Here is a 16,889-nt window from a genome sequence, read left to right as displayed (position 1 = left end):
CTCCGCGATTGTCCAGGCATGCATCTTACCGGATGCAGGCGGCATGGCCGCCGCCCTGTCAGGCGCCCAAAAAGTCCAGCAGGGTCAGGGCGACGATCTTGCTGGCCTTGCGCAAATCATCGAGCGCCAGGCGCTCATCGGCCTTCTTCGCATTCGACTCGGGCACCGTGCGCGGACCGGCGCCATACAGCACGGCGGGGATGCCACGCTCGCCATACAGGCGCGCATCCGCATACAGCGGCGTGCCGACGGCGGGAATCGTTTCGCCAAGGATGGCTTGCGCATTCTTCTGCAAGCTGCCGACCAGCTGTTCGGAGCCAGGCAAGGGGCGCAGCGCGTGCGACAGCAGCAGGCGGCGGATCTCGATGCGGATGCCAGGCTCGCCCCGCACGGCGTCTTCGATCAGGGCGCGCACCTGCGCTTCCACCGCCACCGGGTCTTCTTCCGGGATCATGCGCCGATCCATCTTCATGACCACCTTGCCCGGCACCACATTGGTATTCGTGCCGCCATCGATGCGTCCCACCAGCATGGTGGGCGAGTCGATGCCGGCGACTTTCGATTTGATCTTTTTCAGCTCCGGCAACTGCCCATAGATGGCGTTGAGGATCTTGTTGGCCGCCTGCAGCGCGTCGTGTCCCGTCTCCGGCATGGAGCCGTGGCCCGACTTGCCATGCACGGTGATTTCCAGCTGCAGGCAGGCGTTGTGCGCCGTGACGATGCCGTAGCTGAAACCGGCGGCGATGACGAAATCGGGCTTGGTCAGTTGCTGTTCCAGCAGCCAGCCCGGCCCCAGCAAGCCGCCGAATTCCTCGTCGTAGGTAAAATGCAGTTCCAGCTGGCCTTTGAGCGCAATGCCCAAGGCTTCGAGCGCGCGCGCGGCAAACACATAGGTGGCGAAGTCGCCTTTCGAGACGGCCGTCGCGCGGCCATACATATAGCCGCCGTCGATCTGCCCGCCATACGGCGGATACGTCCAGTTGTCGCCTGGCGGCACCACGTCGCCATGCGCGTTCAGGGCCACGGTCGGCCCGCCCGCAGCATAAGGCCGGCGCACGATCAGGTTGGTGATGCTCTGCATGCCATACGCCTCGACCTGGTCCTTTGGGACGGCGTGCTTTTCGGCGTGCCAGCCATATGCCTGCAGCAATTGGGCCACCAGCTCCGCATGCGGCGCGTTGTTGCCGGGCGGCGTATCCGTCGGCTGCTGCACCACCTGCTGTAAAAAGGCGATTTCTTCGTCGAAGTGGTCGTCGATCCAGGCCGTGATTTTTTCTGCGTGCGTCGTCATTTTGCTCCTTGCATGGTCTGTTGCAGCCAGGCGCCAAGCTCGCTGCGCTCGGCCTCCGTCATATTGGTCAGGTTCCCGATCGGCATGGCCTTCAATTCGATGGCCTGCTTGTAGATTTGCGCCGCGTGCTGGCGGATTTGCGTTTCATTATCGAGCATCATGCCGGCCGGCGCCGTGGCGAAGCCCGCTTGCGTGGGCTGGGCCGAATGGCAGGTGGCGCAGCGCTGGGCGATGATGGCATGCACGCTCTTGAACTGCGCGACAGGGTCCACCGCCGGTGCGGCCGCCACGGCCACCGGCGCTTTCGGCGCGATGGCCACGGCCACGGCCAGCAGCAAGGCCACGCCGATGGCCGGATAGCGCCACTCGACACGGCCCTTGTGGCGCAGGTTGAAAAAGTGGCGGATGAAGACGCCGGCCGCCATGATCAGCGCCAGCACCAGCCATGCGTGGTCGTTGCGATAAGTCATCGCGTAGTGGTTGCTGATCATGATGAACAGCACCGGCAAGGTAAAATAATTGTTATGCACGCTGCGCTGCTTGGCCTTCAGGCCGTGCTTCGGATCGGGCAGCTTGCCAGCGGCCATGGCCTCGACCATCTTGCGCTGGCCGGGAATGATCAGCATCAGTACATTGGCCACCATGATGGTGCCGATCATGGCGCCCACGTGGATGTAGGCGGCGCGCCCGCTGAGCAAATGCGTGAGCACGTAGGCGGCGCCGACGATCAGCGCAAACACCGTCACGCCGAACCACAATTCATACTGCGCCAGCTTCGAGCGGCATAGCAGGTCGTAGACGGTCCAGCCGATGACGAGGGTGGCGATGCCGATGCCGACGGCCTGGCCGCTGGAGATATCGGCCACGGCCTTGTCGATCATCATGGCCTGGGCATTGAAGTAATACGCGATGGTCAGCAGCGCAAAGCCGGACAGCCAGGTGGAATACGCTTCCCACTTGAACCAGTGCAGTTCCTTCGGCAATTCGGCGGGCGCCAGCAGATATTTTTGCGGGTTGTAGAAGCCGCCGCCATGCACGGCCCACAGTTCTCCCGACACGCCCTTCTTCGCCAGCTCGGAACCGGGTGCGGGCGGGCGGATCGAGTTGTCGAGCCAGACGAAATAAAAGGAAGCGCCGATCCAGGCGATGCCCGTGATGACGTGCAGCCAGCGGACGATCAGGTTGAGCCACTCAAGGCCGTACGGAATCAGGTAGGCAAATACTTCCATAAATTTCCTCTAGTCAGACCGAACCCATATTCGTGCCAATCTACACAAGATAAACGGATTTACCGCCCTTCACATGAAAAATATCGTATATTTGACATATTCGATTCGATATACAACAGAGCCACCAGCCCATGTCCAGCCTGCCGCAACACCTCGACCTGCACCTGATCCGCATCCTCTACCTGCTGCTGGTGGAAAAGAATGTCTCGCGCGTGGCGCTGAAACTCAACCAGCCGCAGCCGTCGATTTCCGCCTCCCTGCGCAAGCTTAGAGAATTGACGGGCGATCCGCTGCTGGTGCGCGGCGCGCGCGGCATGGTGCCCACCCAGCATGGCGAAAGCCTGCTCAATCCGGCCAAGCGCATCCTCGACCAGACGGAGAGCCTGTTCATCAAGAAGACGCCGTTTGTGGCGCAGGAAGAGGCACGCACCTTCCATATCGCCGCGCCCGACTACCTGGACAGCCAGTTCCTGCCCAACGTGGTGGCTCTGCTGCGCCGCGGTTCGCCGAAAAGCCGCGTCGTGCTGCACAGCCTGGGACCGGGCATCGACCATATCCGCCAATTGTCCGACGGAGGTCTGGACCTGGTCATCGCCAACTGGGACGAGCCGCCCGCGCATCTGCACATTTCGAAGCTGTTCGAAGACCCCATCGTCTGCGCCATGCATGCGGAAAACGCCTATGCGCGCCGCACGGCCAGCGACGCCATGACGCTCGACGACTATCTGAGCCTGCCCCACGTGGCGCCGTCGCAGATGATGCCGGGCTACCACGGCGTGATCGACTCCTTCCTGGAGCGGCAAAACCTGCAGCGCAACGTGGTGGTGGAATCGGCATATTTCGGCCTGATCCCCTACATGCTGACGCAGACGGACCTGGTACTGACCACGGGCCGCCAGTTCATGCGCTTCTATGAAAAGACCCTGCCGCTGAAAACGTATACCGTGCCCTTGAAATTCCCGCCGATGCGCTTTTACCAGCTGTGGCACCAGCGCGTGCACCAGGCGCCCGAGCACAAATGGCTGCGCGACCAGGTCAGCGCGGCCGCCAAGGCGCTGGTGCAGCGATAGCCGCTATCAGCACGCGCATATAATGGAGACAGGAACGGGGCGCTATCATCACCGCTTGCATGATCGGAAAACCATGACCACCCTTTCAGACCTGAACGCCGGCAGCCAGGCCGATTTTATCGCACGGCTGCATGGCATCTACGAACATTCGCCCTGGATCGCCCAGCGCGCAGCTGCCGCGCGGCCGTTTGCCAGCCTGACGGCGCTCAAGACGGAATTGCAGCGCGTGCTGGCCGTGGCCTCGTCCGAAGAACAACTGGGGCTGATACGCGCCCACCCCGAACTGGCCGGCAAGGCCGCCGTCGCGGGACAGCTGACGATGGAATCGACGCGCGAACAGGCCAAGTCCGGCCTGAACCGGTGCAGCGCCGACGAATTTGCCACCCTGCAGCGCCTCAATAGCGACTACAACGCCAGGTTCGGCTTCCCCTTCATCCTGGCCGTCAAGGGCCCGACGGGCGAGGGTTTGACGCGCCAGGACATCATCAGCACCTTTGCGCGGCGCCTGAAGAACCGGCGCGCCGATGAACTGGCCGAATCGCTGCGGCAGATCAAGCGCATCGCCGAGCTGCGCCTGAACGAGCTGTTCGACGTGCGCCTCGATTTCGGTCCGGCCATCATGCAGCACGCGGAAACGCTGGCCGGCTGGAGCGACAGCGATTACAACCTGACCTGCGCCTACCTGACGCCGGCGCACCAGAGAACTGCCGCGCAGCTGGCCGACTGGATGCGGGAGGCCGGCATGCAGGTGCACATCGACGCCGTCGGCAACGTGGTCGGCCGCTATCTGTCCGACCTACCCGGCGCAAAGACGCTGATGACGGGATCGCATTACGACACGGTACGCAACGGCGGCAAGTACGATGGCCGGCTGGGCATCGTGCTGCCGATCGCCGTCGTGCGCCACCTGCACGAACGGGGCGAAAAGCTGCCCTTCCACTTCGAGGTGGTCGGCTTCGCCGAGGAAGAAGGCGTGCGCTTCAAGAGCACGTTTTTGGGCAGCACGGCCGTCACGGGCAGGTTCGACGTGTCGCTGCTGGAGCAGGTCGATGCCGATGGCGTGAGCATGCGCGACGCGCTGGCCGCCGCCGGTCACGAGGCGAGCGCCATCGGCGCCATCGCGCGCGACCCTGCCAGCTTGCTCGGCTACGTGGAAGTGCATATCGAACAGGGCCCCGTGCTGCTCGAGCGCGACCTGCCGCTGGGCATCGTCACGGCGATCGCCGGCAGCTCGCGCTACCTGCTCAATCTTGGCGGCGTGGCCAGCCACGCGGGCACCACGCCCATGAGCATGCGCAAGGATGCGGCCAGCGCGGCGGCCGAAATCATCCTGCTGGTGGAACAGCGCTGCAACCAGGGCGAGGCGCTGGTGGGTACCGTGGGGCAGCTGCAGGTGCCCAACGGCTCCGTCAACGTGATCGCCGGCGCCTGCACCCTGTCGCTCGATATCCGCGCAGCGAGCGACGCGGTACGCCAGGCGGCCGTCGACGACATCCTCGATGGCATCGCCGCCATCTGCGCGCGGCGCCAGATCGAGTACCAGCTGGAACTGCTGCTGTCGGCGCGCGCGGCGCCGTGCGCGCCCTGGCTGATGGCGCAGCTGGCGCAAGCCGTGCAATCGGTCGGCATCGAACCATACGCGCTGCTGTCGGGCGCCGGCCACGACGCCATGGCCATGGCCGCCATCACCGACGTGGCCATGCTGTTTACGCGCTGCGGCAATGGCGGCATCAGCCACAACCCGCTGGAAACCATGACGGCAGACGACGCCGACATCGCGGCGCAAGCCCTGCTGCATTTCTTGCGGAATTTCCAGCCAAAAGCCTAGCCGTGCGCCTGGCGCCAGCGCGCCAGTTCCTGCGCAAGATGGCCAATCAAGGGTTGCCAGCCACCTGTCGCAGGCTGGCGGAACAGCCGCATCGTGGGATACCAGGGCGTATCGAGGCGCCCGGCCATCCAGCGCCAGTCCGGCAGGTAGTCGGGCAGCAGCAGCCAGCACGGCTTGCCCAGCGCCCCGGCCAGATGGGCCACGGCCGTATCCACGCTGATGACCAGGTCCAGGTTGGCGACCAGCGCCGCCGTATCGGCCATATCACCGAGCGCCGCGCCGCCGGCGACCAGGGCGAGTGATGCCGATGTGTCATTTTCGCCGGCACCCTTCTGCAGGCTGACAAACTGCACGCCGTCCACCGCGCTCAGTGGCGCCAGCACGTCGAGCGTGGCCAGCGAACGCGCATCGTCGTTTTCAAATTGCGCATTGCCGCGCCAGGCCAGGCCCACGCGCAGTGGTGCCGCCGGCAGGCGCGCACGCCACGCCGCGACGGCCTGCGGCTGCGCCCACAGATACGGCAACTGGGCCGGAATTGTCTCCAGGGTGGTGCCGCATAGACCGGGCAGGCTCAGGATCGGTGCCCAGTAATTCCAGCCGTCGTCCGGCACGGTCTCGCCGATGGCGAATACTTCGTCTATCTCCGGCAGGTCTAGCAGCAGCGTCTTGAGCGGCGCATGACATAGCAGCGAGATGCGCGCCGCGCCCAGTTGGCGCAGGCAGGATGCATAGCGGCACAGCTGCAGCATGTCGCCCATGCCCGCCTCGGGACAGATCAGCAGCGACTGGCCGGCAAGCGGCTCGCCCTGCCAGCGGGGAAAGCGAAAATACGCGCCAAACATGGTCGGCTGCGGCCGCGCTTCGAGCATCTGCCAGCCTTCCGCCAGGCGGCCCTGGCGCAGCAGCAGATACGACAAGTTGTAGCGCGCATTGGCGTAGTCGCCATCGAGTGCGATGGCATGGCGGTAGCAGCGTTCGGCCTCGGTCTCGCGCTGCATGGCGGCCAGCAGCGCGCCCAGGTTGGACCAGGCGGAAGGCATTTCCGGCGCCAGCGCCAGCACGCGCCGGTCGATGCGCTCGGCCTCCACCGGGCGACGCATCGTCATCAGCAGCGCGCCCAGGTTCTGCAGCAGATGCACGTCATCGGGCGCTTGCGCCAGCGCGCGCAGGTAATAGCTTTCCGCTTCTGCCAGCAAGCCTTCCTGTCCACGCATCCAGGCCAGGTTGGCCAGGGCGAATACATGCCCGGCGTCGAAGACCAGCGCCTGCTGGAAACAGGTTTCGGCGCCGGCCGCATCGCCACTGGCCAGCAGCTCGCCGCCGCGCGCCGCATGCACGGCGGCAGGGTTGACTTCGTTATCGAAATGGAGAGTGCTCATTGCCGGTTGCCCCTGATCGCAAGGCGCCCAGCATAGCACCGCCGCGCCGCGCTAGCGCAGCTAGACGGCCACGGCCCGCTCCAGCATCGCGTGCAGCAGCACATTGCAGCCCGCTTCCAGGTGCTCGGGCCTGGCGTCCTCGATTTCATTGTGGCTGATGCCGTCCTTGCACGGCACGAAGATCATGCCGGCCGGTGCCAGCCTGGCCGCGTAGATGGCGTCGTGGCCGGCGCCCGACACCACGTCCATCACGGAATAACCGAGCTTTGCGGTGGCATTGCGCACGGCGCCCACGCAGTCGGGGTGGAACGGGCATGGCGGGTAATAGGACACCCTTTCCAGTGAAATGCCCAAGCCTGTTTTTTCGCGCGTGGCGTCAATAAAAGCCGTGATCTCGCCATGCATGGTGTTGAGCAGTTCATCGTTCACATTGCGCAGGTCGATGCTGAATGTCACTTCGCCGGGGATCACGTTGCGGCTGTTCGGGAACACCTGCACCATGCCCACCGTGCCGCGTCCATACGGCGGGTAGCGGTTGGCAATGGCGACGACTTCCTGCATGATGACGGTGGCCACCTGCAGCGCGTCCTTGCGCAAACCCATGGGCGTGGGACCAGCATGCGCTTCCATGCCCCTCACCACGCAATCGTACCAGGACAGTCCCATCACGGCCGGCACCACGCCGATGACTTTATCGGCGTCTTCCAGCACGGGACCCTGTTCGATATGCGTTTCAAAGTAGGCGCCGATGGGGTGATTTCCCGGCACCTGCTCGCCCTTGTATCCGATGCGCGCCAGCTCCTCGCCCACCGTTTTGCCTTCCGTGTCTTTCGCCGCATACGCGGTTTCGAGCGAGAAGGCGCCGCAAAAGACGCCGGAACCCATCATCACGGGCACGAAGCGCGAGCCTTCCTCGTTGGTCCAGAACGCCACCTCGATGGGCGATCGCGTCTTGATATTGAGGTCGTTCAGGGTACGCACCACTTCCAGGCCCGCCAGCACGCCGTAATTGCCATCGAACTTGCCGCCCGTGGGCTGCGTGTCGATATGGCTGCCCGTCATCACGGGCGGCAGGGTATTGTCGGTGCCGTCGCGGCGCATGAAGACATTGCCGATCTGGTCGATGGTGATGCTCATGCCCGCCTCCGTGCCCCAGCGTACCACCAGGTCGCGCCCCTGTTTGTCCAGATCAGTCAGGGCCAGGCGCTTGACGCCGCCTTTCGCTGTCGCGCCGATCTGCGCCAGTTCCATCAGGGCTGCCCACAGCCGTTCGCCATTGATGCGTAGATCATCCATTATTGTCTCCTGACTTCATGCGGTGGTGGCGGCAAACGCGGGGCGCTCGATATAGCGCCCTGCCCCTTCGACGGCCGTCAGCTCGCCCTGGTGGAACACCACCTTGCCGGCGGCAATCGTGGTGCGGGGGATGCCGCGCACGGTGCGACCTTCGAAGACGTTGAAGCCCCCTTTGGCGAACTGCGTGGCGGCGGAAATGGTGCGCGTGCCCTGCGGGTCCCACAGCACGATGTCGGCATCGCTGCCTGCGGCGATGAGGCCCTTGCGCGGATACATATTGAAGATCTGCGCCGCGTTGGTGGAACTGACCTTGACGAATTCGGACGGCGTGAGCATGCCGGAATTGACGCCAGCGTCCCACACCACGGCCATGCGTTCCTCGACGCCGCCGCAGCCGTTCGGGATGCGCGTGAAGTCATCCTTGCCGGCCGCCTTCTGCCCGGCGCAAAAGGTGCAGTGATCGGTGGCCGTCGTGTGCAGGTTGCCGCTTTGCAGGCCGTGCCACAGTGCCGATTGATGGTGCTTGCCGCGAAACGGCGGGCTCATGACGTGGCCCGCCACATAATCGAAATCATCGCTCTGATACACGCTGTCGTCGATCACCAGGTGGCCCGCCAGCGCTTCGCCATATACGCGCTGGCCGTTGGCGCGCGCCCGCGTGATGGCGTCGAGCGACTCGGCGCACGAGACGTGCACGATGTACACGGGGGTATTGAGGACATTGGCAATCGCGATGGCGCGGTTGGCCGCCTCCGCTTCCACGGCCGGTGGACGCGACAGCGGGTGCGCCTGCGGCCCGGTGATCCCCTTCTTGAGCAAGGCTTGCTGCAATTGAAAAACCAGCTCGCCATTTTCCGCATGCACGGTGGGCAGCGCGCCCAGCTCCAGCGAGCGGGTAAAGCTTTTCACCAGCGTTTCATCGTCGGCCATGATGGCGTTCTTGTAGGCCATGAAGTGCTTGAAGCTGTTTACGCCATGCTCGCGCACCAGCACTCCCATCTCTTCATGAACCTGCTCGCTCCACCAGGTGATCGCCACGTGGAAGGTGTAGTCGCCGGCCGCCTTGGCCGACCATGCGCGCCACTGGTGATACGCCTCGATCAGCGACTGCTTGGGCGCGGGAATGACAAAGTCCATGATGGTGGTGGTGCCGCCGGCCAGTCCCGCCGCCGTGCCCGTGAAAAAATCGTCCGACGTCACGGTGCCCATGAAGGGCAAATTCATGTGCGTGTGCGTGTCGATCCCGCCCGGCATCACGTACAGGCCACCCGCGTCGATCACGGTAGCGCCCACCGGCACCGGCAAGTTCTCGCCGACGGCGGCAATCGTGTCGCCCTCGATCAGCACATCGGCGCGAAACGCGCGGTCGGCGTTGACGACGGTACCGCCACGTATCAATGTAGTCATCTTGTCTCCTTCTCGAAAAGATCAGGACTGCGGCGCCTGCTGCACGCGTGCCGCCACCTTGCCCTTCATCATGACGCCGTAGACGACTGCGGCGATGGCCACGCCCACGAACCAGGCGTAGGTGTAGATGGTTTTAAAGCCTTCGGCCACGTCGGGAAACGCCGTGGGAAAGGCAGCGTTCAGAAAGCCCGGGATATTCGGCAGCACGGCGATGACAAAGGCGATCAGCGCCGCCATGTTCCAGCCATTGCCATACGAGTAGACGCCGTCATCGCGGTACAGCTGTTTGACGTCGAGCTGCGTCTTGCGCACAAAATAATAGTCGACGATGAGGATGCCTGCGATGGGGCCCAGCAGGGCCGAGTAGCCGATCAGCCACGTGAAGATGTAGCCCTGCGTCGATTCGAGCACCTTCCACGGCATCATGACGATGGCGATGAAGGCCGTGATGTAGCCGCCCATCTTGTACGAAATCTGCTTCGGCGCCAGCGAGGAAAAGTCGTATGCCGGGCCCACCAGGTTGGCCGCCAGGTTGACGCTGACCGTGTCGATCAGCAGGATGATCAGGGCGACCAGCACGGCGGCGCCCGTCATGCGGCTGGCCAGGTCGACGGGGTCCCAGATGGCCTTGCCGTACATGACCACGGAGCCGGCAGTGACGATCACGGCCAGCATGGCCAGCAATCCCATGGGCACGGGCAAGCCGACGGACTGGCCAATCACCTGGTCGCGCTGCGTCTTGGCGAAGCGCGTGAAGTCGGGAATGTTCAATGCCAGGGTGGCCCAGAAACCCACCATGGCCGTCAGCGATGGCCAGAAGACGCTCCAGAACTGGCCCGCCTTTTTGCCGCCCGGGATGAACTGCGATGGCTGGTCCAGCAGCGCGCCCACGCCGCCGGCCTTGCTGTGCACCCAGTACAGCAGCACGAAGCAGATGAGGATTTTCAAGGGCGCCGTATAGGTTTCGAGCTTGCGGATCGACTCCATGCCGTGCAGGATGTAATAGAACTGGATGGCCCAGAAAGCCAGGAAGCACAGCAACTGGCTGGCGTTGATGCCCAGGCCCGCGATCTTATCGCCGCCCAGTTCATGCCCCATCAAGACGCCCATCAGCGTGTAGATCATCTGGCCGCCGAACCAGGTCTGGATGCCGTACCAGCCGCAGGCGACGATGGCGCGCATCAGCGCCGGCACGCGCGCGCCCATGGTGCCAAACGAGGCGCGCGCCAGCACGGCATACGGGATGCCGTACTTGGTGCCCGCATGGCCGATCAGCAGCATGGGCAGGAGCACGATGGCGTTGGCGAGAAATACCGTGAGCACGGCCTGGTAACCGGACATGCCGCTGTCGATCAGGCTGGCCGACAGGGTGTAGGCAGGAATGCACATCACCATGCCCACCCACAGCGCGGCAAAGTGATACCAGCGCCAGGTGCGCTGCGCTGCCGTGGTGGGCGCAAGATCTTCATTCCACAGCTGCGTATTGCCTGAATAGTCGTGGTTCACAGGTATTCTCCATCGGTTAGGCCGCCGGCATCTTGAATGACGCCAGGGATACGGCATTGTGTAAACTGCGGCAGTCTAGCTTACTGCAAAGACAGCTAACAGTTTATAAAATAAACGTACGCAAAAAACGTGCCCTACGCCGTTTCCGCCAGTGTCCGTGGATTCCTGGGATCCTGCGTCCAGTTCATGTATGGCTTGCCCGTGGCCTGCGGCACCATCGTGATGCAGCCCTGCACCGGACAGGTGATTTCGCACAGATTGCAACCCACGCATTCGTCCTTGATCACCTCATACGTGCGCGTGCCGGCGGCGTCGATCAGTTGCGCAATCGACTGGTGCGAGGTGTCTTCGCAAGCCACATAGCACTTGCCGCACTTGATGCAGTCGTCCTGGTTGATCTGCGCGATGACCTGGTAATTCATGTCCAGGTATTTCCAGTCAGTCGTGTTGGCCACGGCCTTGCCGGAAAAGTCGCTGATGCGTTCATAGCCCTTTTCATCCATCCAGCGCGACAAGCCATCCTTCATCTCCTCGACGATGCGAAAACCATGCAGCATGGCGGCCGTGCACACTTGCACGCAGCCGGCGCCCAGGGCGAGGAATTCGGCCGCGTCGCGCCAGTTGCCGATGCCGCCGATGCCGGAAATGGGCAAGCCGCGCGTCTGCGGATCGCGGGCGATTTCCGCCACCATGTTCAGGGCGATCGGTTTGACGGCCGCGCCGCAATAACCGCCGTGCGTGCTGGCGCCGCCCACGATGGGCAAGGCCACCATGCGGTCCAGGTCCAGCGAGGTAATCGAATTGATGGTGTTGATCAGCGAGACGGCGTCCGCGCCGCCCGCCTTGGCCGCGCGCGCCGGCATGCGCACGTCCGTGATGTTCGGCGTGAGCTTGACGATGACGGGTAGCTTGCTGTGCTTCTTGCACCAGGCGGTGACCATCTGCACATACTCGGGAACCTGGCCCACGGCCGCGCCCATGCCCCGCTCCGGCATGCCGTGCGGGCAGCCGAAATTGAGTTCGATGCCGTCCGCGCCCGTCGCCTCGACCTTGGGCAAAATGTCGGCCCAGTAGTGCTCTTCGCAGGGCAGCATCAGCGAGACGATCATGGCGCGGTCGGGCCAGTCCTTTTTCACCTGCGTGATTTCGCGCAGGTTGATCTCCAGAGAGCGGTCGGTGATCAGCTCGATATTGTTGAAGCCCACCACTTCGCGGTTCTTGCCATACAGGGCGGAATAGCGCGACGAGACGTTGACGGCGGCCGGGTCTTCACCGAGGGTTTTCCACACGACGCCGCCCCACCCCGCCTCAAACGCGCGCACCACGTTGTAGGCCTTGTCGGTCGGTGGCGCGGACGCCAGCCAGAAGGGATTCGGCGACTTGATGCCGCAAAATTCGATGCTGAGATCAGCCATTATGCAGCCTCCACTTTATTGAATAAATCGGAATGGATGGCCAGTGCGGCCAGCTTGCCATGCTGGACGGCTTGCACCGTCAAGTCCTGCCCCGGCGCCACGCAGTCGCCGCCCGCGTAAATCCCCGGCAGCACCGTGCGAAAACCCGCATCGACGGCGATCTTGTCGCCTTCGCGCTGCAGCAGCGACGCCATCGGGTCATGCAGCACGCCGCTGTCGAGGCTCTGGCCGATGGCCTTGAAAATGGCGTCGGCCGCCACGTCGAACGTTTCGCCCGTCCCTGCCAGATGCGTGCCCTGCATGCGCGTTTTCTCGAAACGCATGCCAGCCACCTTGCCAGCCGCGTCGAGCAGCACCTGCTGCGGCTGGGCCCACGTCAGCATGCGCACCTGATTCGCCTTGGCGATCTCCTGTTCATGGTGGGTAGCCGTCATGGCGTCGAAGCCGCGCCGGTAGACGAGCGTGACTTCCTCGGCACCCAGGCGCTGGATTTGCACGGCCATGTCGATGGCCGTATTGCCGGCGCCGATCACGATGGCACGTTTCGGCACGGGCAGCGCGGCCAGGTCGTCGGCCTGGCGCAGCGCGGCGATGTAATCGACGGCGGCCAAAAGACCCGGCGCATCCTCTCCCGTCAGGCCCAGCTTGCGGCTGGCGCCCAGGCCCAGGCCGAGGAAGACGGCGTCATACTGCGCATGCAAGTCGCGCAGTTGCAGGTTCTCGCCCAGCACCTGGCGACATCGGATCTCGATGCCGCCGATATCGAGCAGGAAGTCGATTTCCTTTTGCGCAAAGTCGTCCGTCAGCTTGTACTTGGCGATGCCGTATTCATTCAGGCCACCCGCCTTGCCTTCCTTTTCGAAGATCACCACGTCGTGGCCCAGCATGGCCAGGCGGTGCGCGCACGACAGCCCAGCCGGACCCGCGCCGACGATGGCGACCGTCTTGCCGGTGGCAGCCGCGCGCCTGAACGGGTGCTGTGCAAAATGCATGTGGTCGACGGCGTAGCGCTGCAACAGGCCGATTTTCACAGGCTGGCCCTCGGCGTCGTGATTGCGCACGCAGACGTCTTCACAGAGGATTTCCGTCGGACAGACTCTGGCGCAGCTGCCGCCCAGGATATTCTGTTTCAGGATGCCGGCGGCCGCGCCGTTGATGTTCTTGTCGTGGATGTTGCGGATGAAGCTGGCCACGTCGATTTCCGACGGGCAGATGCGGCTGCACGGCGCGTCGTAGCAATACAGGCAGCGGGCGCTTTCGATGGCCGCCTGGCGCGCCGTGAGCGGCGGTGCCAGGTCCGTGAAGTGGCCCGCCAGTTCCTCGTTGGGCAGGGTGGGATGCGGCAAATAGTTCAAAGACTCGATCATCGCGTATTCCTCTTGTTATGTGCGGCCGGCTTGTGATTTGAAACCTTTACTTCATCTGGGGAAAAGCAAATTCCACACCAGCGCTTGCCGTGTTCGGCCAGCGCTGCATCACGGCTTTGTGGCGCGTGTAGAAACGCACGCCTTCGGGGCCATACGCGTGGTGATCGCCGAACATGCTGCGCTTCCAGCCGCCAAAGCTGTTGAAGGCCATCGGCACAGGCAAGGGGATGTTGACGCCCACCATGCCGACCTGGATCTGGCGCACGAATTCGCGCGCCACGCCGCCGTCGCGCGTGTAGATGGCCACGCCGTTGCCATACTCGTTGGCGTTGATCAGCTCCACCGCATGCACCACGTCAGGACACCGGAGCACGCACAGCACGGGGCCGAAAATCTCTTCCTTGTAGATGCTCATGTCGCGCGTGACGTGGTCGAATAAAGTACCACCGACAAAGAAGCCGTTCTCGCGGCCCGCCACCACGTGGTTGCGGCCATCGACCACCAACGTCGCGCCCTGCTCCACGCCCGAGGCGATGAGTTTTTCGATGCGCTGCTTGGCGGCCAGCGACACGACGGGGCCCATTTCCGCGCCATCTTCCATACCGTCGCGCACTTTCAGTGCGGCCGTGCGCCCTGCCAGTGCATCGATCAATTTGTCGCCCGCGTCGCCCACGGCCACCACCACCGAGATGGCCATGCAGCGCTCGCCCGCCGAACCATAGGCCGCGCCGATCAGCGCATCGACCGTCATGTCCATGTCCGCGTCGGGCATCACCACCATGTGGTTCTTCGCGCCGCCCAACGCTTGCACGCGCTTGCCGCTGGCGCTGCCGCGCGCATAGATGTATTCGGCAATCGGCGTCGAGCCGACAAAGCTGATCGCCTGCACGACTGGGTGGTCGAGCAAGGCATCGACCGTCACTTTATCTCCCTGCACCACGTTGAAGACGCCGTCGGGTAAACCTGCATCCTTGAGCAGTTTCGCGTGCAGCAGGGACGCCGACGGATCGCGTTCGGACGGTTTTAATACAAAGGTATTGCCGCAGGCGATAGCGACGGGGAACATCCACATCGGCACCATCACGGGGAAGTTGAATGGCGTGATGCCGGCCACCACGCCCAGCGCCTGGCGCATGGACCAGGCGTCGATGCCGCGCGAAATCTGGTCCGTGAATTCGCCCTTCAGCAATTGCGGAATGCCGACGGCAAACTCCACCATCTCGATGCCGCGCGCCACTTCGCCCTGCGCATCGGCAAAGGTCTTGCCATGCTCGCGCGTGAGCATGGCGGCAAAGTCGTCCGTGTGCTGCTGGCATAGCTGCAGGTAGCGAAACAGGACCCTGGCACGCGTCAACGGCGGCGTGGCGGACCAGGAAGGAAAGGCGGCGGCGGCGGCTTGCACGGCCGCGTCGACGTCTTCCACGGTGCCCAGCGCGACCCGCGCGACGGGTACACCGAGGGCGGGGTTGTAGACGTCGCCGTAGCGGCCGCTGTGGGTGTCGACTTTGGCGCCGTTGATGTAGTGGGTAATCGTGTCGAGATCAGTCATGATGCACTTTCTATTGTTAAACCCGAATCAAGCGCCGGGGTCGGACCCTGAGGGTCCGACCCCAGGTTTTCTTGGGTTTGTAGTTCAATCGAGATTTTTGAGTACCTTGGCCAGCTTGCCAAACAGCTCGTCGACATGCTGTTTTTCCAGCACCAGCGGCGGCGACAGGGCGATGATGTCGCCCGTCGTGCGTATCAGCACGCCGTCGGCGAAGGCTTGCTTGAAGGCGTTGAAGGCGCGCGTACCCGGTTTGCCGGCGATGGAATCGAGTTCGATGCCGGCGATCAGGCCGATGCTGCGCAAGTCGATCACGTGCGGCAAACCTTTCAATGAATGCACGGCGTCGCTCCAATACGCCTGCATCGCTTTGGCGTGACCGAGGATGTCCTGTTCCTCGAACACTTGCAGGGTCGCCAGCGAGGCGGCGCACGCGAGCGGGTGGCCGGAATACGTATAGCCGTGAAACAGTTCGATGCCCGGTGGCGCGTCCATGAAGGCGTCGTGGATATACTTTTTGCTGAACACGGCGCCCATCGGCACCATGCCGTTGGTCAGGCCCTTGGCCGTCGTCATCAGGTCCGGCTCGACGTCGAAATAATCAGCCGCGAACGGCGTCGTCATGCGGCCGAAACCCGTGATGACTTCATCGAAAATGAGCAGGATGCCGTGCTTGGTGCACAGCTCGCGCAAGCGTTTCAAATAGCCTTTCGGCGGGATCAGCACGCCCGTGGAGCCGGCCACCGGTTCGACGATGACGGCGGCAATCGTCGACGCGTCATGCAGGGCGACGATGCGTTCCAGTTCATCGGCCAGGTGGGTGCCGTATTCGGGCTCGCCCACCGTGTAGGCATTTTTGTCCAGGTTGTGCGTGTGCGGCAGGTGGTCCACGCCGGGCAGCAGGGGGCCGAAGGTCTTGCGGTTGCCGCCGATGCCGCCCACGGAAATGCCGCCAAAGCCCACGCCGTGATAACCGCGTTCGCGGCCGATCAGGCGTGTGCGCGCGCCCTCGCCGCGCGCCCGGTGGTAGGCCAGCGCGATCTTCAACGCCGTGTCGACGGCTTCGGAGCCGGAGTTGGTGTAGAAGACGTGGCCAAATTTATGCCCCGTGTAATCCATCAGTTTTTCCGCCAGCTCGAAGGCGGCCGGATGGCCCATCTGGAAGGTGGGCGCGAAGTCCAGCTGGCCCACCATCTCGCGGATGGCGCCGACGATTTTCGGCTGCGCATGGCCGCACGGCACGCACCACAGTCCCGCCGTGCCGTCGAGGATGGCGTTGCCATCGACGTCCTTGTAATACATGCCTTCGGCCGACACCAGCAAGCGCGGGTTGGCCTTGAAATCGCGGTTGTTCGTAAACGGCATCCAGAATGCCGACATCGATTCCGGCCTTGTTTCGTTCATGATCTTCTCCTTGGGATGGGCTGGCGCGGCGCCAGGATCGTTTTTGACGAAGCGTAAAATAATTTACCAGTTGGCAAAAAGCTGATGTAATAATAGACAGGCCATCTCCAATGGCACAGATACACAAACGGCAAAGTACCCCAACCGTACA

At 63.5% G+C, this 16,889-nt stretch carries 12 protein-coding genes; 2 read left to right on the top strand and 10 right to left on the bottom strand.

The window, feature by feature from the left end:
* Positions 1-58: 58 nt before the first annotated feature.
* Both CLU91_RS21260 and CLU91_RS21255 read right to left on the bottom strand, forming a co-directional pair.
* Positions 59-1,291: a M20/M25/M40 family metallo-hydrolase gene (locus CLU91_RS21260; protein ID WP_100875716.1), complete on the bottom strand. Its 1,233-nt coding sequence runs from the start codon at positions 1,289-1,291 to the stop codon at positions 59-61.
* Positions 1,288-2,520, bottom strand: a complete 1,233-nt coding sequence (locus tag CLU91_RS21255; protein ID WP_100875715.1) for a urate hydroxylase PuuD — start codon at positions 2,518-2,520, stop codon at positions 1,288-1,290. The genes CLU91_RS21260 and CLU91_RS21255 overlap by 4 nt, the downstream gene beginning before the upstream one ends.
* A 131-nt stretch (positions 2,521-2,651) precedes the next feature.
* Between CLU91_RS21255 and CLU91_RS21250 the strand changes: the two genes are divergently transcribed.
* Positions 2,652-3,590 carry a LysR substrate-binding domain-containing protein gene (locus CLU91_RS21250; RefSeq protein WP_100875714.1) on the top strand — a complete coding sequence of 313 codons (939 nt, stop codon included), beginning with the start codon at positions 2,652-2,654 and terminating at the stop codon, positions 3,588-3,590.
* 73 nt (positions 3,591-3,663) lie between these two features.
* The gene (locus CLU91_RS21245) at positions 3,664-5,418 is read left to right on the top strand and encodes an allantoate amidohydrolase (RefSeq protein ID WP_100875713.1); all 1,755 of its coding nucleotides are present in this window, start codon (positions 3,664-3,666) and stop codon (positions 5,416-5,418) included.
* Here CLU91_RS21245 and CLU91_RS21240 read toward each other — a convergent pair.
* From CLU91_RS21240 to CLU91_RS21205, 8 genes are all read right to left on the bottom strand, one after another.
* Positions 5,415-6,797: a tetratricopeptide repeat protein gene (locus CLU91_RS21240; protein WP_157814750.1), complete on the bottom strand. Its 1,383-nt coding sequence runs from the start codon at positions 6,795-6,797 to the stop codon at positions 5,415-5,417. The two genes, CLU91_RS21245 and CLU91_RS21240, sit on opposite strands and share 4 nt — an antisense overlap.
* A gap of 60 nt (positions 6,798-6,857) precedes the next feature.
* On the bottom strand, positions 6,858-8,093 hold the full coding sequence (locus CLU91_RS21235) for a Zn-dependent hydrolase (protein ID WP_100875712.1): 1,236 nt from the start codon (positions 8,091-8,093) through the stop codon (positions 6,858-6,860).
* A 15-nt stretch (positions 8,094-8,108) separates the two neighbouring features.
* Positions 8,109-9,500, bottom strand: a complete 1,392-nt coding sequence (gene hydA, locus CLU91_RS21230; protein WP_100875711.1) for a dihydropyrimidinase — start codon at positions 9,498-9,500, stop codon at positions 8,109-8,111.
* Positions 9,501-9,521: 21 nt separating this feature from the next.
* Positions 9,522-11,006, bottom strand: coding sequence for an NCS1 family nucleobase:cation symporter-1 (locus CLU91_RS21225; protein ID WP_100875710.1), 1,485 nt, complete (start codon positions 11,004-11,006; stop codon positions 9,522-9,524).
* A 134-nt stretch (positions 11,007-11,140) separates the two neighbouring features.
* Positions 11,141-12,421: an NAD-dependent dihydropyrimidine dehydrogenase subunit PreA gene (gene preA, locus CLU91_RS21220; protein WP_198521375.1), complete on the bottom strand. Its 1,281-nt coding sequence runs from the start codon at positions 12,419-12,421 to the stop codon at positions 11,141-11,143.
* Positions 12,421-13,788 carry an NAD(P)-dependent oxidoreductase gene (locus CLU91_RS21215; protein WP_100875708.1) on the bottom strand — a complete coding sequence of 456 codons (1,368 nt, stop codon included), beginning with the start codon at positions 13,786-13,788 and terminating at the stop codon, positions 12,421-12,423. The genes preA and CLU91_RS21215 overlap by 1 nt, the downstream gene beginning before the upstream one ends.
* A gap of 46 nt (positions 13,789-13,834) precedes the next feature.
* On the bottom strand, positions 13,835-15,337 hold the full coding sequence (locus CLU91_RS21210) for a CoA-acylating methylmalonate-semialdehyde dehydrogenase (protein WP_100875707.1): 1,503 nt from the start codon (positions 15,335-15,337) through the stop codon (positions 13,835-13,837).
* Between the two features lie 84 nt (positions 15,338-15,421).
* Positions 15,422-16,738 carry an aspartate aminotransferase family protein gene (locus tag CLU91_RS21205; RefSeq protein WP_100875706.1) on the bottom strand — a complete coding sequence of 439 codons (1,317 nt, stop codon included), beginning with the start codon at positions 16,736-16,738 and terminating at the stop codon, positions 15,422-15,424.
* Positions 16,739-16,889 lie beyond the last annotated feature (151 nt).

The organism is Janthinobacterium sp. 64 (genome assembly GCF_002813325.1).
In the GTDB taxonomy this organism is placed as follows: domain Bacteria; phylum Pseudomonadota; class Gammaproteobacteria; order Burkholderiales; family Burkholderiaceae_D; genus Janthinobacterium.
The sequence above is the reverse complement of the archived record's forward strand: the minus strand, read 5'-3'. Positions and strand labels throughout refer to the sequence as shown.